Here is a 21691-nt window from a genome sequence, read left to right on the forward strand (position 1 = left end):
CGACCCTCGCCGACCGGCATCCGGTGTTGATCAGCGGGGAGATATCTGGCCATCCACGGGGAGAACCCTGGCCACCAGCGGGGCGGTAAATGGCCGCCTATGGGGATCTTTCACTGGCCGCGGACAACCGTTCCGCCATCCGGAGGTCATGATTCATCGTTGCAGATCCCGTGGGCGCTCACCACACCAGTAACCAGAGAACGCCCTCATCTCGGCAGATCAATAGGTTCGACGTGGTCCGTGTCGCCGGCAACCCGATCATCCTGACCCCGTGACCGCGGTCGGCATCGGGCCGGCGTTCCATGCGGCGCAACAGGCGGCCGGAGTCGTCGAGGCCAAGAACCGCGGTCGCTTCGCTGGCGCGATACGAGGCCGCCACCGATCGATCGCGCCGGCTCTCACCCACCCGGACGGCCGCGGCGATCCGCTTCCACCGATGAGTTCGACCGGTAGGCCGGGTCTACCCATCACAGCGAACCCGAGGTAAGGACGATGTGATGACCCACCTGAACGCGGAACATGCCCGACGGTCGATCCTCGAACACACCCGGCACCTGGCCGGGTCAGCCGCCGCGGCCGGACCTCACACCGCCGTGCCCACCACCCCGGACTGGACCATCACCGACCTCGTCGAACACGTCGGTCAGACCCAGCACTGGGTGGCGGAGATCATCGAACGGCGCATCACCGACCCCACACAGCTGCCCACGGAGATGGCCGTACTCCCCGCCGACCCCGGCGAATGGCACAGCTGGCTGTCGGGCTCCGCGCAGCGGGTCACGAGCGCGTGCTCCGACGACGCACTCGACGCCGCGGTGTTCAACGCCGCGGGCGACGAGCGGACCGGGACACGCTTCTGGCTGGCCAGCGTCCTCAACGAGACGGTCGTCCACGGATTCGACGCGGCAAGCGCGGCGGGCCGGCCGGACGACATCGCCCCCGACATCGCGGCCGCGCTCATCAGCAACCACCTCGCGATGCTCACCTCGCCCACCTGGGAGATGCTGCGGTCAGAGTCGGCCCACGCCATTCGGGGCACCGGGCAGACCCTGCAGTGGCGGGCCACCGACACCGTGGACGGCGCCTGGCTCGTCGAGCGACGGCCCGGCGGCGCCACCTGGCAGCCCACGGTCCGGAACGCCGACGTGACGGTGACCGGACCGGCCGCAACCCTGCTGCTGATCATGACCCGGCGCCTGCCTCTCGCCGGCAACGACGCCACCGGCATCGACGGTGACATCGACCTCGCCCAGCACTGGCTCGACAACACCGCCCATGTCGCCGACTGAGACCGGTGCTATTACCGCATTCCGCGTGTAAGGCATGAAACGTGGCCTAAGGTGACGTCATCTGGTCACTGGATGAATGCCGCATCGTGGGCCGCCGGCGAGATCACAAGGGGCGCCGACTCAGGTGCGCGGCCGGGCGGAGCGGAACCTGAGCGAGGGGATCGACGTGGCAGGCAGCCGTGGACTGGGACAGTGGTGCCGGGACCGGAAGGTCTCCACGAAGGTACTGGCGGTCGCCGGTGTGGCCATCGCCGGAACCGTGGCCGTCGGGGCGCTGAGCGTCGCCCGGATCGGGGAACTGCAGGACAGCCGGAACACCGAGATCGCCGAGGTCCTGCCATACAGCACCAACCTCAACGGTGCCGCACTGAGCGCGAAGACCGCCGCCAACGACGAGCGCGGCTTCCTGCTCAAGGGTGACGCCGACTTCAGCGGGGAGGCGCTGGGCCGGCAAGAGGCGGTCGACGCCGCATTGGCCGCGGCGCGGGCGGTCGCCGAGCCGGCGGCGCAGGAACGCATCGACGCGATCAAGGCCGCCACGGACACCTGGTTCACCGCGCTGGAGTCCGAATTCGCGCTCTACCAGACCCGGCCCGAGGTGGCGATCAGGGCGGCGCTGGGTGAGAACCGGGATCTGCGCAAGACGTACGAAACGTTGATCAATGACGAGATCGCCTACGCCAACGCGGAGCTGCTGCAGGGCGAGAAGTTCGACGCGACCGTATCGCGGACCCGCGTACAGATCATCGTCGCCGCGATCACGGCGCTGGTGATCGCGGTGCTCGCCGCGCTGTACGTTGCACGCCTGATCGTGCAGCCACTGCGCAGGGTCGGTCAGGTCCTCGACCGGGTAGCCGAAGGCGACCTCTCCGGAGACCCCCGGGTGCGGCAACGTGACGAGGTCGGCAACATGGCCGACTCGCTGCGCCGGGCAACCGACACCCTGCGCCAGACCGTCTCGGACCTGAGCGACCACGCCCGAAACCTCGCCGCCCAGGCCGTGGCACTCACCCAGACCAGCCGGAACAGCGCGACCAGCGCCGAACAGGGGGCTCGGCAGGCGGCCGTCGTCGCCGACTCGGCGGCGACGATGTCGGACAACATCCAGACGGTCGCCGCCGGCGCCGAGGAGATGGGCGCGTCCATTCGCGAGATCAGCCACAGCGCCACACAGGCCGTACAGGTGGCCTCCCGGGCGGTGGACGTCACCACCCACACCAGCAAGGTCATGGCCAAACTCGGTGAATCCTCGGCCGAGATCGGCAACGTGATCAATACGATCACCGCGATCGCCGAGCAGACCAACCTGCTCGCGCTCAACGCCACCATCGAAGCCGCACGCGCCGGCGAGATGGGTAAGGGCTTCGCCGTGGTCGCCAGCGAGGTCAAGGACCTGGCCCAGGAGACCAGCCGGGCAACCGAGGACATCGGCCGCCGGGTCGCCGCGATCCAGACCGACACCGCCGGCGCGGTCGCCGCGATCGAGGAGATCGGCGAGATCATCCGGCAGATCAACGACTTCCAGACCACGATCGCCTCCGCCGTGGAGGAACAGACCGTCACCACCAACGAGATGAGCCGCAACGTCACCGAGGCAGCCGAAGCCGGCGCCCAGGTCGCGAACACCATCAACGGCGTCGCGGCGTCGGTGCAGGAGACCACCGCCGGCGTGAACGAAGCCGATCAAGCAGCCAACCACCTCGCCGGGATGTCCGGGGACCTGCAGCGGGTCGTCGACAGATTCAGGATCTGAGCGCTCCACCACCGCGGTCGGCGCATGTCCAGGACCGCGTCCCTGGGCGGCCTCGCCGCATCCGTCGACATTGTTCTTGGTGAATGGGCTGCATCGGCGTCATCCGCACTTGCGCAACGGCGCCGTGAAGAATCCGGCCTGGCGGTCACTCTCAGCAACGCGCCGAGTCGGCGAGGTCTCGTAGCTGCGGAACCGCCGCCGGAACCAGTTGCCTGGCTGTTCGGCCCCCTCCGGCCAGGACGAATGGGTGCGCCAGGTGATCCGTGCGGGCGGGTTTGGTGATCCCAGGGGGACGTGCCGAGGGTTTGTTCGCGGTTCTGGGCGCTCGGCCGGATCCGGTGAAACACACTAGGGTTGACTACGGAGAGTAGTCAGACCTTTGTCAATTTTATCGAGGTGAACGGATCATGAAAGGAATAATGGCGATCTTGTCCGCCGCGACGCTGTTCGGCGCCATCTCGGGAACCGCGGGGTACGCCTCGCCCGGTGCGGCGCCCGGCGCCGCTCGCCCGGCCGCCAACTGCGTCCCGATGGACGACGGAAGCTGCATGCGGTTCAGTGCCGTCACCGAGACCACCACCGTGTTCGTCACCGCGACGAAGAGCGGCGACCTTCGAGGCTTCTCGGACTTCTCCTCGTACGCCGCCTTCATCGGCAACGAATTCAACGTAACGATCAAGCGTGGCGGCAACGGCATCACCATCAGCCCCGGAAAGCCGAAACCCCCCGACTGCAAGGAAGGCGACGACAACTGCCCGGGCTCGGATGAGGGAGACCGGACCGGCAACGCGCCGCGTTCCCTCTCCGCGGCCCACGCGATGGCGAACTTCGCCACCTTCTACGACTCCGGCCTCATGACCGGACCCGCCTTCGCGCTCAACCCACCGAACGTCATCGCCAACCTGGCCACACTCCCCAAGCCCGGCGGTGGCACCTGGAACAACCGGATCTCCGCCGTCATCACCACCGGCGGCCCCTCCCTGATGCTCGGCGCCGGACTCTGCTCCCAACCGAGCTGCATCGGTGGATGGTGGCTGACCGTCCTGAACAACTCACAGACGCAACTCCTGGGCGGCTTCAACAACACCGCCTCCCTGGTCGCCGTCTTCTGACCCCCTATTCTGCGGCGATCGCAGGCCCCGGAGGGCGCTTGCGGTCGCCTCGCCCCCCCCGACGGTGCGCGACCTCAATCGGCGGCGAGTTGGGTGACGGCGTCGGCGACGGTGTCGACCTCGTCCTCGGTGTTGTAGTAGTGCGGCGAGAGCCGCAGCGCCCAGGTGACGTCCTTGTCGGCGAAGTCGTACTGGGCGAAGTGCCGGTAACTGAGCGCCGAGTTGATCCGGCGTGCGTCCAGGGCCTGTTTGAACGGCTCCGGTTCCCAGCCGGCGACGTCGAAGGTGACCAGCGCGGCCGGGTTCGGGCCGCGGTCGAGCACGCGTACGCCGGGAATCCACGTGAGCCGGTCGCGTAGCCGGGCTGCCAGGGCGGGAGTGCGCCGGGCGATCGACCTGATGCCCACGCGTAGCGCGTACCGGGTGGCGGCGGCGCTGCCGATGACGGCCGCGTAGGGGAACTCCCAGTCCTCGAACCGCGCCGCGGTGTCGACCGGGCGATAGGTGTCGGGACCGGTCCAGCGTGCGCCGTGCATGTCGATGAACAACGGCTCGAAGCCGCCACGCAGGACCCGATCGGAGACGTAGAGGAAGCCGGTGCCGCGGGGTCCACGCAGGAATTTGCGGCAGGTGGCGGTCAGGAAGTCGCAGCCGATCTCGTCGACGTCGATCGGGAACTGGCCGACCGACTGGCAGGCGTCGACGAGATACACCAGGTCCAGGTCCCGGCAGTGACGGCCGATCTCCGCGACGGGCTGGACCAGCCCGGAGTTGGTGGGGACGTGGGTCACCGCGACCAGTCGTGGGCGCCGGCTCCGCATGAGCTGCGCCATCGCGGTGACGTCGACGCCGTTGCCGTCAGGGTCGTCGGGGGCGTGGACGATCTCGACACCGAACCGCTTGCGCAGCGCCAGGAAGGCGATCTGGTTGGAGATGAAGTCGTTGCGGGTGGTGAGGATGACGTCGCCGGGCTGGAACGGGATGGACGACAGCGCCCGGGTGTAGGCATCGGTGGCGCTGGCGGCGAAGGCGATCTCGCCGGGCCGGGCGCCGATCAGTTCCGCGGTGGCGGCGTAGAAGTCGGTGACCTCGCCGGCGCGGACCTCGGCGGCCTCGTAGCCGCCGATGCGCGCCTCCAGGTCCAGGTGCTCGACCATCGCCTGGTGCACCGGCCGGGCGAGCAGGCCGCAGCCGGCGTTGTTGAAGTGGATCACCGACCCGCAGCCGGGGGTGTCGGCCCGCAGGGCGGTGAGGTCGAGCAGCGTTTCTCCGGAATCGGCGATAGCGCTATCGTGTTCACTCATGTCTGAGAGTAGCACTCTTGCCATCCTGGTCTCCACGCTGCGGGCGGAGATCGCCCGCCTGGCGCCCGGTGACCGGCTGCCCAGCAACCGGGACCTGGTACGCGGTCACAGCGTGAGCCCGGTGACGGTGGCACGGGCGGTTGCGGCGCTGGCCGCCGAAGGCATAGTGGTGACCAGGCCCGGAAGCGGGACCTTCGTGGCGAGCCACCGCCCGCGCACGCCCCACGCCGCGGCGGATACGTCGTGGCAGACGGTGGCGCTCGGCGACCGCAGCATCGATGCCCGCACCGTCACCGACCTGCTCAGCCCGCCACCGGCGAGCACGATCACCCTGGCGGGCGGCTACCTGCAACGCTCCCTGCAGCCGACCAAAGCCCTGGGCGCGGCGCTGAGCCGGGCAGCCCGGCGACCCGATGCCTGGGACCGCACCCCAACCGCCGGACTCGAAGCACTGCGCTCCCAGTTCGCCCGGCTCGCCGGCTCCGACATCGACGCCGACGACGTACTGATCACCAGCGGCGGCCAGGACGCCCTGTCCATGGCGTTTCGATCCATCGCCGCGCCCGGCAGCCCGATCCTGGTCGAGTCGCCCACCTACCAGGGCGCCCTGGCCGCCGCGCGTGCCGCCGGGCTACGCCCCGTTCCCGTCCCGATCGACGCCGACGGCATCCGCCCCGACCTGCTCGCCGACGCGTTCGCGACCACCGGCGCCCGGCTGCTCTACTGCCAGCCGACCTTCCACAACCCGACCGGCGCGGTTCTGCCGGCCGAACGCCGTCGCCAGGTCCTCGACATCGCCCGCGCCGTGGGGGCGTTCATTCTCGAAGACGACTTCGCGCGGCTGCTCGGCCACGGCGGACCGCTGCCCCGCCCCCTGCTGGCCGACGACGATGACGGCACAGTGGTCTACCTGACCTCCCTGACCAAGCCCGCGTCACCGAGTTTGCGCATCGGCGCGCTGATCGCCCGGGGTCCCGTGGCTCACCGGCTGCGAGCGACCAGACTCGTGGACGACTTCTTCCTCGCCCGGCCGCTGCAGGAAGCCGCCGTCGAACTGCTCAGCACACCGTCATGGGACAGACACCTGCGCGGGCTGGCCACCGCGCTGCGCGATCGCTGCGCCGCACTCGCCGCCGCGCTCGCCACCGAGATCCCGGAATGGACGGTCGCCGGCGTGCCGCGGGGAGGCCTGCATCTGTGGGTACGTCTGCCGGGCCCCGTCGAGTCGGCCACCACGATCGCCGATGCGGCCCGCGCACAGGGCGTCGCGGTCAGCGTCGGCAACGGCTACTTCGCCGCCGAACCGCCGGGAGCGTATCTACGACTCGGCTTCGCGGCTACGGCCGACCTGACCCAGCTGTCCGAAGGCGTGCACCGGCTGAGTAAGGCCTTTCATCGTGCCGATTCGTGAAGCGGCGGCCAAGCCGATCAGGGAGCCGGCCAGCGCGACGACGGCGGCCAGCGATGCCGAGGGCCTTCCGTACAGTCGGATTTGATGGAGACCGCGTGGAAGATCCTGATCGGCGCCGGACTGGGCCTCGTCGCGGTGTGGCTGGCGCTGATCGTGGCGTTGCTGCTGGCCGGGCGCCGTTACGAACGCCCAGGCCTCGGCGAGATGCTGCGCCTGCTGCCGGACCTGTTACGCCTGCTCAAGCGGCTCGCCGCCGATGCCGGCCTGCCCCGCGGTGTACGGGTGCGCCTGTGGCTGCTGCTGGCCTATCTCGCCGTACCGATCGATCTGATTCCCGATTTCATCCCGGTCATCGGCTATGCCGACGACGCGATCATCGTGGCGCTCGCGTTGCGGTCGGTGGCCCGCCGCGCCGGCCGGCAAGCACTGCACCGGCACTGGCCCGGCACCCCGGCCGGACTCGCCGCGGTCCTCCGTGCCGCCGGCATCCGTTCCTGACGGCACCGGCGGAGCGGTTGGCCAGTAGGCCGAAAGTCCCGCGACCTGGTGCTGAGTGGCTTCTTTCCTGATGCCCGCACTTTCCGAACAAGAGTAAGGATGTGAGGTTCGCGAAGGGAGAGAGCGTGAGGGAAACAGCGCCCCGGCCGACCGGTGAGATGCGTACCTTCGGCGCGCACGAGCTGATCGTGACGAAGACGGATCTCAAGGGCCGGTTGACGTACGTCAATGATGTCTTTCTGCGGGTCTCGGTCTTCGCCGAAGACGAGGCCATCGGCCAGCCGCACAACATCATCCGGCATCCGGACATGCCCAAGGCCGTCTTCAAGTTGCTCTGGGACACCCTCACCGCGGGCCAGGAGATCTTCGCGTACGTGCTGAACCTCGCCGGAGACGGCGCCTCCTACTGGGTTCTGGCCCACGTCACCCCCTCCTACGACGCACGCGGCCGGATCGTGGGCTACCACTCCTCCCGGCGAATGCCGGCCCCCACCGCGATCAAGGCCGCCGCGGCGCTCTACGAACGGCTGCGCGCCGAGGAACAGCGACTCGGCGGGCAGGCCGGTCTGGCCGCGTCCTGGCAGCTGATGCAGGACCTGCTGGGCGAGCGCGGTCAGACCTATGACCAGTACGTGTGGGAACTCACCAACGAAGGGGACAGCGCATGAGGCGCCTCAAGTCCGACATGGCGCAGGAACAGGCTGAGACACAGGCGCTGGCCGTACTCACCGAGATCGTCGCCCGTGCCGCCGACGGTGACCTGGAGGCCCGGGTCCCGCGGCTCGGTGACAGCCCGCAGGCGGCCGCGGCCCGCCGGGAGATGAACCGCCTGCTCGACGTGACCGACGCGTTCGTCCGTGAGTCCGGTGCCGCCCTGGCCGCCTCCGCCGAAGGGCGTTTCCACCGCCGGTTCCTGACCCGGGGCATGCCCGGCGCCTACGCGAAGAGCGCCACGATCATCAACACCGCTGTGGAGGGGATGAGCGCCGGCGCCCAGCGCCTGGCCGACGCCGACCGGGCCCGCCACGCGCTGGCGGACCAACTCGAATCGGCCGTGCTGACGGTCAGCGAACAGGTCGCCACGGCCGCCACCGAGATGGGCGCCTCGGCCCACGGACTGGCGGAATTCGCCACCGGAGCGGTCAACGACGCCGAACGCGGACGCGCCACCGTGGGCTCACTCCACCAGGCCTCCAACGAGATCCGCCGAGCTGTCCACCTGATCACCCAGGTCGCGGCCCAGACGAAGCTGCTGGCACTCAACGCCACCATCGAGGCCGCCCGCGCCGGGGAGGCCGGCCGCGGCTTCAGCATCGTGGCCAGCGAGGTGAAGACCCTGGCCGGCGAGACCGCCACCGCCTCGGACGACATCGTCGAGCAGGTCACCGCCGTGCAGTCCGCGGCCGGCGACGCGGTCGAGGTCCTCGAAGCGGTCACCGCCAACCTCCGCGAGATGCACCACCTGGTCAGCGGGATCACCTCCGCGGTCGACGGGGGACAGGGCACCACCTCGGGCCTTTCCCAACTGGCCGAAGTGCTTCGCACCGAGGTGCACCGCTTCGTCACCACCGTCAGGCAATCCTGAGCCGGCGCCCGGGCACTTGTCACGCACATGCGCGCGGTCGAGGCCCAGACCGGCCGCGACCGGGTCGTCGCCGACATGTAGGCCGGCACCGCATCAGGGCTTGCGGGCCACAGCCCCGTACGCGTCGAGCCACTCGACGGCCACTTCCGGACGCCAGTCGGTGATCTGGACCAGGCCCGGCTCCACGAACTCCAGTCCTTCGAAGAGGCTGCCGATCTCCTCGGGAGAACGCAGGATGTACGGCACGCCACCGTTCTGGGCCAGCCGCTCGGCACCCTCGACAACCGCCGGCGTGGTGTTCGTTCCGTCCCACAGCACCAGATAGCTGCCGGAAGGCGTCGCCTCCATCACGTGGTTCACGATCGACGACACGACCTTGAGGTCGGGCTCGTAGCCCATGACGCCCATGAACATCACGGCGACCGGCTCGGAGAAGTCGAGCACCTTCCGCGCCTCGCCGAGGATCCGCTCGGGATCGTGGTAGTCGGAATCCACATGGACGGTACGGCCACCCTCGCCCGTCTCCGCCATCAGCGCACGCGCGTGCACCAGCACGAGAGGGTCGTTGTCCACGTAGACGACGCGGGTCTCCGGCGCGACGGACTGGGCGACCTCGTGCGTGTTCTGCATGGTCGGCAACCCCGTGCCGATGTCGAGGAACTGCCGGACCCCGGCCTCGGCGGCCAGGTGACGGACGACCCGGATGAGGAACCGGCGCGACTGCTTCGCCATCAGCACGATCTCGGGATACACCTGTTCAACCGCGTCGCCGGCAGCGCGGTCGGCAGCGAAGTTGTCCTTGCCTCCCATCCAGTAATTCCAGATCCGGGCCGCATGCGGCACCTCCGGCTGGAGCCTGGAAGAGAGGGGATCATCCGGGAACGCCATGCGCCTGTTCTACGGCAGGCGTACCCGATATGCAAGCATCGATGAACCTGCCCCGGGTGAGGTGCCGGGGCGGATAAGCGTCGGCTGCCCGATCAGGGACCGTGTTGCGCAAAACGCGGCCGACGCCCGATCCCGGCTCGTCCTTTGGCGATGAGAAGGACACCGGTGATCCGATGCCGGCGCCATGAAGTTAGCCTGTCCTAACTTTTGAGGACGGGGTGATCTTGAGTGAGGCAGGGTGACGCGCCGAGCGCCATAACCCAGCCGGACAGGCAATGGACCGCGGGGGATGTGATCCGCTTCGCCTTCCGGCGTGTGCGCGTGCAGGCCTGGCTGACCGTCGCCATGGTCAGCGTCCATCAGGTGTGCGAGGCGACCACCCCGGTTCTGGTCGGCCTCGCCCTGGACGGGGCGATCGCCGATGGATCGGTGCCGGGGACGCTGTTGTGGGTGGCGGCGTTGGCCGGCGTGTATGTGGTGCTGTCGCTGTGCGGCAACGGCGCCGGGCCGGTCGGTACGCGTGCGGCGACCCGGGCCGGGCACGAGGTGCGCCAGGCGATCGTGGCCCGCGTCCTCGACCCGCGCGGCCTGGCGAAACAGCGGCCGACCGGGGAGACGCTCAGCGTGGCGAGCAGCGACGCCGCCGTGGTGGGTGAGACCGTGGACGCCCTGTCCACGGGCGTCAGCGGATTCGTGGCGTTGGTGGTCGCGACGGTCGCGCTGTTCGTCACCTCGGTGACTCTCGGGTTCGTGGCTCTGGCCTGCGTCGTCGTGGTCGTCTTCGTCGCGCCGCTACTGGCCAGGCCGTTGCAGCAGCGCAGCGAGGCGCAGCAGGAGGCCGCGGCCCACAGCGCGGCGGTCGCCGTCGACATGGTCGAAGGACTGCGGGTGCTCGGCGGGCTGGGCGCGCAGCGTAACGCCGCCGCCCGCTATCGCGTCACCAGTCAGCTCTCCCGCCGGGCCCGGATCCGGGCGGGCGCCGCCGAGGCGCTGTTCGAGGGGGTCACCAGCACCATCGGCGGCTTCCTGCTGGTGGCAGTCGCCGCAGTGGGCGCCTTCCTCGCCCTCGACGGTGACCTGACGCCGGGCCAGCTGGTGGCCGGGGTGGGCCTGGCGCAATTCCTGGTCGAACCGGTCAACCGGCTGTCGTATGCCGGGGTGTTCGCCGCGACGGTTCGCGCGTCCGCCCAGCGGATCGCGGACCTGCTCAACACGCCACACGCCGTCGCCGGCCCGGCGCTGTCGGCGGATCGGCCACCGCTGGCGGCGTCGCTCACCGTGTCCGGTCTCATCGGCGAGCATCTGCGCGGTCTCGACCTCGATGTGGCCGAGGGCGAGCTGGTCGCCGTGGTCGCCGACAATCTGGCCGAGCGGGCCGAGCTGCTCGACGCCATCGGCCGGCGCCGGGAGCCGGCCGGCGGCACCGTGCTCGTCGGTGGCGTGCCGGCCGAGGCGCTCCCGCTCGACGTCCTGCACGCCCACGTCGCGGTGATTCCGCACAACTCGTCGCTGTTCACCGAGCCGCTGCCGGAGGTCGTCGGCGACAACCCGGCCCCGTACCTCGCCGCCGCATGCGCCGAGGAGATGGCCGCGCTGCTGCACGACCGTGGTTCGGTGCACTTCGGCCGTAACCTCTCCGGCGGGCAGCAGCAGCGATTGTCGCTGGCCCGGGCGCTCGCGGCGGACCCGCCGGTGCTGGTGCTCGACGAACCGGCAAGCGCGCTGGACACCGTCACCGAAGCCGCCGTCGCGGCCGGGATACGCACACTGCGGCGCGGCCGGCGCACCACGATCATCGTCACCTCCAGTGCCAGTCTGCTCGCGGTCGCCGACCGGGTCGTCCTCGTCCAGAACGGTGCGCTCGTGGCCGAGGGCACCCACACCGACCTCGTCGCCGACGAGCGCTACGCCGGAGCCGTACTGTCGTGACCGACCTCGCCCCCGTCACCCTTCCCGTCGCCACGCCCCGGCAGGCACGCCGGATCCTCGGGCAGGCGCTGCGACCGCACCGGCGTGCGGCGTCGCTCGCCCTGATGGTCCTCCTCGGCACCGTCGGCGCCGGGCTGTTCATCCCACCCGCGCTCGGCACACTGGTCGACATCGTCTACACAGGTGGCCGGCGTGCCGAACTGACCGGCCCGCTGGTCACGCTCGCCGTGGCCACCCTCGTGCAGGGGGTGCTGTCCAGCGGTGGGTGGCTGCTGATCGTCCAGGTCGGTGAGAAGGCGCTCGCCGGGCTGCGGGAGACCGTGCTGGGGCACGCGCTGTCGCTGCCACAGGCCGAGATCGAACGCGGCGGCACCGGCGACCTCGTCTCCCGGGTCAGCAACGACGTGGACAAGGTCAGCGAGGCGCTGCGCCGCGGCTTCCCCCAATTCCTGTGGTCGGCGTGCGCGGCCGTGCTGACCGTGGGTGGTCTCGCGGCGCTGGATTGGCGGCTCGCCCTGGCCGGGCTGGTCTCGCTGCCGTTCTACGCCTGGGCCGCCCGCGGCTACCTGATCGTCAGCCCGCCGCTGTTCGCCGCCGAACGCCGCGCCGAGGGCGAACGGTCTCAGCAACTGGTGGAGACCCTCGGCGGATTCCGTACGATCCAGGCGTTGCTGCTCGGGCCACGGCACCTACGGCGTACCGATGTGCGGTCCGAGGCCGCCCGGCGCGCCTCGATCAAGGCCATCGACACCACCGCCTGGTTCTTCTCCCGCATCCACCTCGGTGAACTGACCGGCACCGGCACCGTCCTGGTGCTCGGCGCCTGGCTGGTCGGCGCCGGCGACGCCACCGTGGGAGAGGCCACCGCCGCGGCCCTGTACTTCATCCGGCTGTACGACCCGATCGGCCTTCTGGTCAACCTGCTCGACGAGGTGCAGAGCGCCACCGCCTCGCTCAGCCGGCTGGTCGGCATCCTTCAGGTCGAGGCGACGGCCCGGCCCGGCGGCCCGGAGCCGCGCGACACCACGCTCACCCTGCGCGGAGTCCGGTTCGGCTACGCCGACGGCCCCGACGTGCTCCGCGACGTCGACCTCGTGATACGGCCCGGTGAACATGTCGCCCTGGTCGGCGCCAGCGGAGCGGGCAAGACGACGCTCGCCGCGCTCGTGGCCGGCATCCACGAGCCCCGCGCGGGAAGCATCGAACTCGGTGGCACCCCGCTGGCCGGCATGTCCCGTGAGGACCTCGCACGGCACATCACCCTGATCAGTCAAGAGGTGCACGTCTTCGCCGGCACCCTGGCCGAGGACCTGCGGCTGGCCGACGCCGACGCGACCGAGCCGCGAATACGTGAGGCGCTGAGCCTGGTCGGCGCGAGCCCATGGGTCGGCCTGCTGCCCGACGGCCTGGACACCCGGGTCGGCACCGGCGGGTTCACGCTCACCCCGGTACAGGCGCAGCAGATCGCGCTGGCCCGGATGGTGCTGCGCAACCCAGCCGTCGCCGTGCTCGACGAAGCGACCGCCGAGGCGGGCAGCGCCGGCGCGCGGGAACTGGAGGCATCGATGGCCCGGGTGCTCGCCGGCCGGACCGCGCTTCTGGTCGCGCACCGCCTCACCACGGCAGCGGCAGCCGACCGTGTCGTCATCATGCGAGACGGACGGATAGTCGAGCAGGGCCCGCCGAGCGAACTCGCCACCCGCGGCGGGCCGTACTCCGAACTCTGGCACGCCTGGCAGACCAATCGGTGAGTGCACTGTCACCGACCCGCAGCTTCGGCACGATCTGGGCGAGGTGGAGCCGCAGATCGGCGAACACGTCAGGATCCTATGAGTACAGTGAACACGAATTGACTCATCGCAGGATCGCGGCCACGTAGAGTTCGGCCTCGGTGGACAACTCGGTGAGTTCGGATCCGACCGCAGTCAGGCCGAAATCGACCACATCTGCTCCCAGGCCGCTGAGCAGCCGGGCCAGGAACGCCTCGGCGACATCGGCCTGAGACTGAATGTCGGCCGTAACGACCGGCACGGCCAGCATGCCGGCGAGGGCGTTGGCCGGCAGCCGATCGAGCAGCACTTTGAGAGCACCGGAGAAGGTGCTGCGCCAAGCCGGGGTCGCCACGATCAGCAAGGAGGCGCCCTGCACGGTCAGCAACGCCATCGCCGTGGCCTCATCACTGGGCGCGAGCAGACCCGGTCCGAGCTCGGCCACGTCGACCAAGGCGAACGTCCCATCGCTGCATGCCGCCGAAATTCGCTCGCCCACCGCTGTGGCCAGGAGCAACGTGCTCGACCCGGAGCTCGGGTGGCCGGAGATCACTACAACGTTCGACATTCGGCCCTCCCTCTCTGTTGCGTCATCTTCGCGTTCCTGAAATCAATGGCGCCATCCGTCGAAAGTCCACTGCGCACGTTCGTCGATCTTGGCCGCGGCCAGGCGAAACGGTCGCGGAGGTCTGAGGCTCGTGCGTCGGAGAACGGCGGGCCGGAGCGGGCCGGGGACCGGGTGGGCCCTGCTACGCCGGAAGTTGAGCAAGCATGCAGGGAACGCCGAGGTGGATGCTGTCCTCGAGGAATCGGCGTCAGCTTCTCGGCCGTGAGGGGCCGAGCTTGCGGACCGCGATGTAGATGCCGACTGGTCCCGGTGATCCCAGGGCCTCTTGATCTTGGCAGATGGCCTTAGGTTAGCCTAACCTCCACACCTGATTCTTTCTCGGAAACATGTGGAGTTCTGATGCGTACCCCATCCAGGGTCCTGGTCGTCGCGGCGTCCATCGCCGTCGCGCTGTCCCTCACCGCCTGCGGAAGCTCGTCGGACGAGCCCGAGGCCACGTCCTCGGGCCCGGCGGCGGCGCAGTTCCCTGTCACCATCACCCATGCCTTCGGCACCACGACGATCGACGCGAAGCCTGAGCGGGTCGCCTCGGTCGCCTGGGCCAACCACGAGGTGGCGCTCGCCCTCGGTGTCGTGCCCGTCGGCTTCGCCAAGGCGGACTGGGGCGACGACGACGGCGACGGCGTCCTGCCCTGGGTGGAGACGAAGCTCACCGAGCTCGGCGCCAAGACCCCGGTCCTGTTCGACGAGGCCGACAGCATCGACTTCGAGGCCGTCGCCGACACCAACCCCGACGTGATCCTCGCCTCCTACAGCGGCCTGACCAAGGAGGACTACGACAAGCTCAGCCAGATCGCGCCGACCGTGGCGTACCCCAAGGTCGCCTGGGGCACCTCGCTGGCCGACATGATCAAGCTGAACAGCCAGGCGCTCGGCCTCGCCGCCGAGGGTGAGGCGCTCACCGCCTCGCTGAAGAAGCAGGTCGCGGACTCGTTCGCCAAGCACCCGAAGCTGGCCGGCAAGAAGGTCATGTTCACCTACCTGGACCCGAAGGACTTCAGCCAGGTCGGCTTCTACACCACCGCCGACCCGCGGGCCGGCTTCCTCGCCGACACCGGCTTCGTCACCCCGGCCGCCATCGCCAAGAAGTCCGCCGAATCCAGCGCCTTCTGGGAGACGATCAGCGCCGAGCAGGCCGACCAGTTCGCCGACGTCGACATCGTGATCACGTACGACGACCCGAAGGGCTCGATCCTCGCCGCGGCGCAGAAGGACCCGCTGCTGTCGAAGATCCCGGCGATCGCCCGGGGCTCGGTGACCGGCCTGCAGGACTCGACGCCGCTGGCGGCCTCCGCCAACCCGTCGCCGCTGTCCATCGGCTGGGGCATCGACCAGTACTTCGCCGCGCTCGCCACCGCCGCCGACAAGATCTAGTGAACACGGTCACCACCGGACCGTCGCCGGCCGCCGTCACCACACGGCGGCCGGCTACGGCCCGTACCGGATGGTTCATCGCCGCCCTGGCCGTGCTCGCCTTCGCCTGCGCCGCGTCGATCGTGTTCGGCGCCCGGGTGATCAGCCTCGGCGAGATCGTGTCCGCGTTCACCGGCGACGCAGACGGCGTGGCGGAGGCGGCGGTGCTCCAGCGGGTGCCGCGCACCCTGATGGCCGTGCTGGTCGGCGCCTCGCTGGGGCTGGCCGGCGCGGTCCTGCAGGGCGTCACCCGCAACCCGCTCGCCGACCCGCAGTTGCTCGGCGTCACCTCCGGAGCCTCGTTCTTCGTCGTGGTCGGGATCGCCTTCTTCGGACTGACCAGCCCGTACTCCTATGTGTGGGTGGCGATCGCCGGCTGCGCCGTGTGCGCGGTGTTCGTCTACACCATCGCCTCGATGGGCAGCGGTGGACCGACCCCACTCAAACTGGCGCTCGCCGGCGCGGTCACCGCGGCCGCCCTCAGTTCGCTGGTGAGCGTGATCCTGCTACCCCGGATCATCGTGATGAACGAGTTCCGGTTCTGGCAGATCGGCGGCGTCGGCGGCGCCACGTACGATCGCGCCCTGATGATCCTGCCGTTCCTGGCCATCGGTGTGCTGATCTGCGCCGTCTCCGCCCGCAAGCTCAACTCGCTGGCACTCGGCGACGACGTCGCGGCCGGCCTCGGCGAGCACGTCATCCGTACCCGGATCATCGCCTCCGCCGGCGCCTTCATCCTCTGCGGCGCCGCCACCGCGGTCGCCGGCCCGATCGCCTTCGTCGGACTCGTCGTACCGCACATCTGCCGGCTGCTGATCGGCATCGACCACCGCTGGCTGCTGCCCTGCTCGGCGCTCGCCGGAGCGATCCTGCTGACCGCCGCCGACGTGATCGGCCGGGTCGTGGCCCGGCCCTCGGAGGTCGACGTCGGCATCGTCACCGCCCTGGTCGGCGCCCCGTTCTTCATCTACATCGCACGACGGCAGAAAGTTTCGGCCATATGAGCACCGCGACGATCACCAGAAGCGCCGGCGCCACGGGAATCGCCCGCGGCCGCACCCGGCGGGCCCGCCGCGTACGGACGGTGACCGCCGTCCTCGCCCTGCTCGTCATCGCCGTCTACTGCCTGAGCCTGATGGTCGGCAAGACCTTCTACAGCCCGGACGAGGTCTGGCGGGTCATCATCGGCGAACAGGTCCGCGGCGCCACCTTCACCGTCGGCGTGCTGCGGCTGCCCCGCGCCACGATGGCCGTACTCACCGGGTTCGCCTTCGGCATCGCGGGGGCGATGTTCCAGACGATGCTGCGCAACGCCCTGGCCTCACCCGACGTCATCGGCATCTCCACGGGCGCCAGCGCCGCCGCCGTCTACGCGATCGTGATCCTGAAGATCCCGTCCGCGACCACGGTCTCGCTGCTGGCGATCGTCGCCGCGCTGGCCACCTCCCTCGCCATCTACCTGCTCGCCTACCGCAACGGGATGCTCGGCTCCCGGCTGATCCTGATCGGCATCGGGGTCGCCGCCATGCTCGAAAGCGTGGTCAGCTACGTCATCATCCGGGCCGCCTCCTGGGACCTGCAAACGGCGATGCGGTGGCTGACCGGCAGCCTCAACTCGGCCTCCTGGAAACAGGTGCAGCCCCTGCTGGCGGCCGTGCTCCTCTTCGTACCGCTGCTCCTTGTTCTGGCTCGTAACCTGGAGCAGCTCCGGCTCGGCAACGACACGGCCGCGGCGCTCGGCGTACCGGTGGAACGCACCCGCCTCGCCGCGATCATCGCCGCGACCGCCCTCATCGCCTTCGCCACCGCGGCCGCCGGGCCGATCGCGTTCGTCGCCTTCCTCTCCGGACCGATCGCCGCCCGCCTCGTCGGCACGGCCGGATCGCTGCTGGTGCCCGCCGGACTGGTCGGCTCACTCCTGGTCCTTGTCGCCGACCTGGTCGCCCAGTACGCGTTCGGCACCCGCTACCCGGTCGGCGTGATCACCGGCGCGCTCGGCGCGCCGTACCTCGTGTTCCTGCTCATCCGCATCAATCGCGCGGGAGGCTCCCTTTGACCGAAGCACACACGCTCGACGTCGAGAAGGTCACCCTCGGGTACGGCGACCGCGTCGTCGTCGACTCGCTCGACCTGCGGCTGCCGCCCGGGCGAATCACCGCCATCGTCGGCGCGAACGCCTGCGGCAAGTCCACCCTGCTCAGGGCCATGTCCCGGCTGCTGGCCCCGCGCGACGGCCGGGTGGTGCTCGACGGCAAGGACCTGCACCGGCTGCCGACCAAGGAAGTGGCCCGGACGCTCGGCCTGCTGCCCCAGTCGCCGATCGCCCCCGAGGGCATCGTCGTCTCCGACCTCGTCTCCCGCGGTCGGCACCCGCACCAGCGGGTGCTGACCCGGTGGGGCGCCCAGGACGACGAGGCGGTGCACCGGGCGCTGGAGCTGACCGGGACGCTGTCGCTGGCCGACCGCCCGGTGGACGAGCTCTCCGGCGGGCAGCGGCAGCGGGTGTGGATCGCGATGACCCTCGCTCAGCAGCCCGACATCCTGATGCTCGACGAGCCGACCACATTCCTCGACGTCAGCCACCAGGTCGAGGTGCTGGACCTCCTCGTCGACCTCAACCGGGAGCGCGGCACCACCGTACTGATGGTGCTGCACGACCTGAACATGGCCGCGCGCTATGCCGACCACCTGATCGCGATGACCGGCGGCACGATCCACGCCCAGGGCAGCTCCGCCGACGTGCTGACCGTGGACACCGTCCGGACGGTCTTCGGCATGAACTGCATGGTCATCGACGACCCGGTATCCGGCAAGCCGCTGGTGATCCCGATCGGCCGGCACGACGCTCCGGCCGGCGTGTCCGCCGCCGCTGCGGTGCAGGTCAGCTAGACGTGATGTATGGCCGGGGCGCACCGCCCCGGCCGTCCCGCGTGAGCATCAGCGCGACCTGCTGTGCGTGGCGCGCTTCGTTGTCGAGCCCCCACTCGGCCGGAGCGAGACGTACCGGCACCTGTTCCTTCAGAACCTGCTGCCCTGCGGCGGGGTGTCACGCCCGTTATCCGCGACCGCCGGGTCGTGTTCGAGCAGGCGTCGGATCAGGTCGACGGCGTGGGCGAGGGCCGCCTGGTCGCCGGTGGACAGGGTGTCCTCGATCGCGCGGGTGAGCCAGTCGGTCCGGCGGGTGCGCTCCTGCTCGAGGACGTCGCGTCCCGCCGATGTCAGGGCGATCGGGGCTTTACGCCCGTCGACCGGATGGGCGCCACGCTCGGCGAGACCCTGCTCGACGAGCTGGCTCACGGTGCGGGCCATCGACTGTGGGCGTACCTGCCGGGCCGCGGCGAGGTCGCTGGTGGTCATCGGGCCCTGGCGGCCCAGTAGTCCGATGACGGCGGTGATGCCCGGCGGGGTCGGGTCGTCCGCGCGAACCCGCCTGGCCAAGTGGCCGACGACGAGCCGGAGTTCCGCGGCGAGGTGTGTCACGTCAGGCATGTTCCGAGCGTAACCGCATTACACAGCGAGGCTGAACAGCGCGGCTGGATTATATGTACAGCAAGACTGTACAGTCTTGCTGTACATCTTCGCTGCGAAGGAGTCCCGCATGCCCGTAGACCGCCTCGCCGAGCGCACCGCTGTTGTCCTGATCGACCTCCAGAAGGGCATCACTGCGCTGCCCACGGTGCATCCAGCGGCCGATGTCGTCGCCCGCGCCGCCCAACTGGCGCACGCCGCCCGCATCAGCGGGGCGCCGCTGATCCGAGTCCGCGTGGCGTTCTCGGCAGACGGTGGCGATGTCGTACGCGCCCGGACGGACGCCCCGCCGCCGGCTGTCACACCGACGCCCGACTTCGCGGAGTACGACAAGCGCATTCCGGTCGAACCCGGCGACATCCTCATCACCAAACGGGGCTGGGACGCCTTCTACGGCACCGAACTGGACCTGCAACTGCGACGTCGTCAGATCACCGGGATCGTGCTGGCGGGAATCTCCACCAGCATCGGCGTGGAATCCACCGCCCGCACCGGCCGCGAGCACGGATACGAGATCGCCGTGGCCGCCGACGCCGTGACCGATCTGGTCGCCTCCGCGCACGACACGAGTCTGCGGGTCATCCTTCCCCGGATCGCCCGGATCGACAGCACAGCGGCCATTGTCGACGTTCTCGCGCGAGGCTGACCGGCGGCCGTCCGGTGAGGGGTTCGCCCGGGTCATGTGGGCCCAGACACCTCGGTGGTCGGCCCTCGCGTCGTGAACGTACGACCGGGACAAGCGGAGAAGTCACTTCCCGGACCCGTCGGAGACCGCCATGGAGCACCCGCTTCTCACCGCTCCCTGACACACCCGTCCAGCGCCCGGATCAGCGCATTCGTCGTGGCCGGACGTCACCAGGGGATGACGCCGTCGTCGTTGACGAACGAGCCGGTCGGCCCGCCGTCGGGGAGCGTGGCGAGCCGGATCGCGGTTGCCGCGGCCTCTTTAGCGGGCCGGCCCTGGAAACCGGTGAAGTCGGTCGCGACCAGGCCCGGGCAGGCGGCGTTGACGAGAATCCCGGTGCCGGCGAACTGCCGGGCGTAGTGCACGGTGACGGCGTTGAGGTATGTCTTCGTCGGCGAGTAGACCGCCATGATCGGGCCGACTTCGATGTTCGGATCCGCCTGCAGGGTCAACGATCCGACGCTGCTGGAGATGTTGACGATGCGCGGGGCGCCCGAGCGCCGCAACAGCGGCAGCATCGCGTTGGTCACCCGGATCACGCCGTAGACGTTGGTGTCCACGACCGTACGGACGACATCGAGGTCGAGCGTGGTCGGATCCTGCACCCACCCCGGACCCGCCTCTCCCGAGATGCCGGCGTTGTTGACCAGCACGTCCAGGCGCCCGCCCTGACGTTCGATGAGATCCGCGGCCTGGATGACGCTCCGGTCGCTGGTGACGTCCAGGGGGACCGCGAACGCATCGACTCCGGCGGCGCGCAGCATCTTCACGGCCGCCTCGCCCCGGGCGCCGTCGCGAGCCCCCACCGCCACGCGGTGGCCCAGCGCGCCCAGGCCGGCCGCGATCTCGTACCCGAGTCCCTTGTTCGCGCCGGTGACCAGCGCGGTCTTCGTGTCGCTCATGACGCCGATGATGGCCGCGCGACCAGTGATGTCGTTACACCGGTTAGGTGCGCTGTCATACCCGGCCGGTATCACCGCGCGCTACCGTCGGGCCGGTGGAGACCACACTGGAGATCCGTGAGCTCAGGTATTTCGTCACCGTCGCCGAGGAACTGCACTTCAGCCGGGCGGCCGAACGCCTCGGCATCGCTCAGCCGCCCCTGTCCCGGGCGATCCAGCAACTCGAGCGACGTCTCGGTGTCACCCTGCTCGAACGCAACCGGCGCGGCGTCACGCTCACCGATGCCGGTCAGGTACTGCTCGACGACGCCCGCGCCATCCTCGACGCGACCGCGGCGGCCGCCCTCCGTACCCGCCGCGCCGCGTCCTCCACCAACCGGCTGACGCTGGTGACGAAGGCCGGTACGAACCACGAACTGCTACGACGGCTTCTCGACGCCCACGCCGGCGAACCCGGTGCGGCCGACATCGAGGTGCTGCTGTGCGGTATGGGCGAGCAGGCGCGAATGCTCCGTGACGGCCGTGCCGACGCGGCTCTCATGCAGCGGCCTTTCGACGCCCTCGCCGGCTTCGACACCGAGGACCTGCTGACCGAGCGACAGGTCGTCATCGTGCCCGCCGGGCATCCGCTTGCCAGGCGTACGTCGCTCACCCGGGCCGACATCAGCGACGTGCCGGACCTGCCCATCGCCCGCTGGCCCCGCCCCGACGGCACCTATGAACCCGGACCAGGCCCCGAAATCCACGATCAGTCGCAGCTGGCGCAGCTGATCGCCCTCGGGCACACGCTGGCGGTCCTCTGCGCCTCCTCCCGATCGTGGCTGTGGAGCGCGCACGCGGCCGTCCCGCTGACCGATGCCCTTCACGTCACCACCGTTCTCGCCTGGCCCGCACACAGCCGCTCCCGAGCCGTCGCCGGCCTCGTCCGTACGGCAGCCCAGTTGTCTGAAACCGGCTGATCGGCCGTCGACTGAGAACCTCGCCTCACCGATCGGGC

The 21691-nt window shown here is 70.0% G+C and carries 20 protein-coding genes; 15 read left to right on the forward strand and 5 right to left on the reverse strand.

The window, feature by feature from the left end; translation table 11 throughout:
- Positions 1 to 497 precede the first annotated feature (497 nt).
- From KZ829_RS41685 to KZ829_RS41695, 3 genes are all read left to right on the forward strand, one after another.
- Positions 498 to 1289, forward strand: a complete 792-nt coding sequence (locus KZ829_RS41685) for a maleylpyruvate isomerase family mycothiol-dependent enzyme (RefSeq protein WP_220149364.1) — start codon at positions 498 to 500, stop codon at positions 1287 to 1289.
- 166 nt (positions 1290 to 1455) lie between these two features.
- Positions 1456 to 3042, forward strand: a complete 1587-nt coding sequence (locus tag KZ829_RS41690; RefSeq protein WP_220149365.1) for a methyl-accepting chemotaxis protein — start codon at positions 1456 to 1458, stop codon at positions 3040 to 3042.
- Positions 3043 to 3461: 419 nt separating this feature from the next.
- Positions 3462 to 4154, forward strand: coding sequence for a hypothetical protein (locus tag KZ829_RS41695; protein WP_220149366.1), 693 nt, complete (start codon positions 3462 to 3464; stop codon positions 4152 to 4154).
- A gap of 74 nt (positions 4155 to 4228) precedes the next feature.
- Here the strand turns inward: KZ829_RS41695 and KZ829_RS41700 are convergent, their stop codons facing one another.
- The gene (locus KZ829_RS41700; RefSeq protein ID WP_220149367.1) at positions 4229 to 5458 is read right to left on the reverse strand and encodes an aminotransferase class V-fold PLP-dependent enzyme; all 1230 of its coding nucleotides are present in this window, start codon (positions 5456 to 5458) and stop codon (positions 4229 to 4231) included.
- Between KZ829_RS41700 and KZ829_RS41705 the strand changes: the two genes are divergently transcribed.
- The 4 genes from KZ829_RS41705 (at position 5457) to KZ829_RS41720 (ending at position 8952) form a co-directional block, all read left to right on the forward strand.
- Positions 5457 to 6869, forward strand: coding sequence for an aminotransferase-like domain-containing protein (locus KZ829_RS41705; RefSeq protein WP_220149368.1), 1413 nt, complete (start codon positions 5457 to 5459; stop codon positions 6867 to 6869). The two genes, KZ829_RS41700 and KZ829_RS41705, sit on opposite strands and share 2 nt — an antisense overlap.
- A gap of 84 nt (positions 6870 to 6953) precedes the next feature.
- The gene (locus tag KZ829_RS41710; protein ID WP_220149369.1) at positions 6954 to 7367 is read left to right on the forward strand and encodes a YkvA family protein; all 414 of its coding nucleotides are present in this window, start codon (positions 6954 to 6956) and stop codon (positions 7365 to 7367) included.
- A 125-nt stretch (positions 7368 to 7492) separates the two neighbouring features.
- Positions 7493 to 8035 carry a PAS domain-containing protein gene (locus tag KZ829_RS41715; protein WP_220149370.1) on the forward strand — a complete coding sequence of 181 codons (543 nt, stop codon included), beginning with the start codon at positions 7493 to 7495 and terminating at the stop codon, positions 8033 to 8035.
- Positions 8032 to 8952, forward strand: coding sequence for a methyl-accepting chemotaxis protein (locus KZ829_RS41720; protein WP_246637144.1), 921 nt, complete (start codon positions 8032 to 8034; stop codon positions 8950 to 8952). Before KZ829_RS41715 ends, KZ829_RS41720 begins: the two co-directional genes overlap by 4 nt.
- A gap of 93 nt (positions 8953 to 9045) precedes the next feature.
- On the opposite strand, the gene KZ829_RS41725 is transcribed toward KZ829_RS41720, so the two are convergent.
- Positions 9046 to 9840 carry an SAM-dependent methyltransferase gene (locus KZ829_RS41725; protein ID WP_220149371.1) on the reverse strand — a complete coding sequence of 265 codons (795 nt, stop codon included), beginning with the start codon at positions 9838 to 9840 and terminating at the stop codon, positions 9046 to 9048.
- A gap of 228 nt (positions 9841 to 10068) precedes the next feature.
- Between KZ829_RS41725 and KZ829_RS41730 the strand changes: the two genes are divergently transcribed.
- Both KZ829_RS41730 and KZ829_RS41735 read left to right on the forward strand, forming a co-directional pair.
- Complete coding sequence (locus KZ829_RS41730; protein WP_220149372.1) at positions 10069 to 11769, forward strand: ABC transporter transmembrane domain-containing protein; 1701 nt, start codon at positions 10069 to 10071, stop codon at positions 11767 to 11769.
- Positions 11766 to 13520, forward strand: coding sequence for an ABC transporter ATP-binding protein (locus tag KZ829_RS41735; RefSeq protein ID WP_220149373.1), 1755 nt, complete (start codon positions 11766 to 11768; stop codon positions 13518 to 13520). Before KZ829_RS41730 ends, KZ829_RS41735 begins: the two co-directional genes overlap by 4 nt.
- Before the next feature lie 103 nt (positions 13521 to 13623).
- On the opposite strand, the gene KZ829_RS41740 is transcribed toward KZ829_RS41735, so the two are convergent.
- Positions 13624 to 14106, reverse strand: coding sequence for an NADPH-dependent FMN reductase (locus tag KZ829_RS41740; RefSeq protein WP_220149374.1), 483 nt, complete (start codon positions 14104 to 14106; stop codon positions 13624 to 13626).
- 399 nt (positions 14107 to 14505) lie between these two features.
- Here KZ829_RS41740 and KZ829_RS41745 point away from each other — a divergent pair, with 399 nt between their 5' ends.
- From KZ829_RS41745 to KZ829_RS41760, 4 genes are read left to right on the forward strand one after another with little or no spacing between them, the layout of a single operon-like run.
- Positions 14506 to 15540 (forward strand): iron-siderophore ABC transporter substrate-binding protein, encoded by a 1035-nt coding sequence (locus tag KZ829_RS41745; RefSeq protein WP_220149375.1) that lies wholly within the window; start codon positions 14506 to 14508, stop codon positions 15538 to 15540.
- On the forward strand, positions 15540 to 16583 hold the full coding sequence (locus tag KZ829_RS41750) for a FecCD family ABC transporter permease (protein WP_220149376.1): 1044 nt from the start codon (positions 15540 to 15542) through the stop codon (positions 16581 to 16583). The genes KZ829_RS41745 and KZ829_RS41750 overlap by 1 nt, the downstream gene beginning before the upstream one ends.
- Positions 16580 to 17635 carry a FecCD family ABC transporter permease gene (locus KZ829_RS41755; RefSeq protein ID WP_220149377.1) on the forward strand — a complete coding sequence of 352 codons (1056 nt, stop codon included), beginning with the start codon at positions 16580 to 16582 and terminating at the stop codon, positions 17633 to 17635. Before KZ829_RS41750 ends, KZ829_RS41755 begins: the two co-directional genes overlap by 4 nt.
- Entirely contained in the window at positions 17632 to 18468 is an 837-nt protein-coding gene (locus KZ829_RS41760) for an ABC transporter ATP-binding protein (protein WP_220149378.1), read from the forward strand. Before KZ829_RS41755 ends, KZ829_RS41760 begins: the two co-directional genes overlap by 4 nt.
- A 129-nt stretch (positions 18469 to 18597) precedes the next feature.
- On the opposite strand, the gene KZ829_RS41765 is transcribed toward KZ829_RS41760, so the two are convergent.
- Entirely contained in the window at positions 18598 to 19068 is a 471-nt protein-coding gene (locus tag KZ829_RS41765) for a MarR family winged helix-turn-helix transcriptional regulator (protein WP_220149379.1), read from the reverse strand.
- Positions 19069 to 19177: 109 nt separating this feature from the next.
- On the opposite strand from KZ829_RS41765, the gene KZ829_RS41770 reads away from it, so the two are divergent.
- Positions 19178 to 19753, forward strand: coding sequence for an isochorismatase family protein (locus KZ829_RS41770; protein WP_220149380.1), 576 nt, complete (start codon positions 19178 to 19180; stop codon positions 19751 to 19753).
- 206 nt (positions 19754 to 19959) lie between these two features.
- Here the strand turns inward: KZ829_RS41770 and KZ829_RS41775 are convergent, their stop codons facing one another.
- Positions 19960 to 20694 carry an SDR family oxidoreductase gene (locus KZ829_RS41775; RefSeq protein WP_220149381.1) on the reverse strand — a complete coding sequence of 245 codons (735 nt, stop codon included), beginning with the start codon at positions 20692 to 20694 and terminating at the stop codon, positions 19960 to 19962.
- A gap of 107 nt (positions 20695 to 20801) precedes the next feature.
- On the opposite strand from KZ829_RS41775, the gene KZ829_RS41780 reads away from it, so the two are divergent.
- Positions 20802 to 21653 (forward strand): LysR family transcriptional regulator, encoded by an 852-nt coding sequence (locus KZ829_RS41780; protein ID WP_220149392.1) that lies wholly within the window; start codon positions 20802 to 20804, stop codon positions 21651 to 21653.
- Positions 21654 to 21691 lie beyond the last annotated feature (38 nt).

Source organism: Actinoplanes hulinensis, from assembly GCF_019429605.1.
GTDB lineage: Bacteria > Actinomycetota > Actinomycetes > Mycobacteriales > Micromonosporaceae > Actinoplanes > Actinoplanes campanulatus.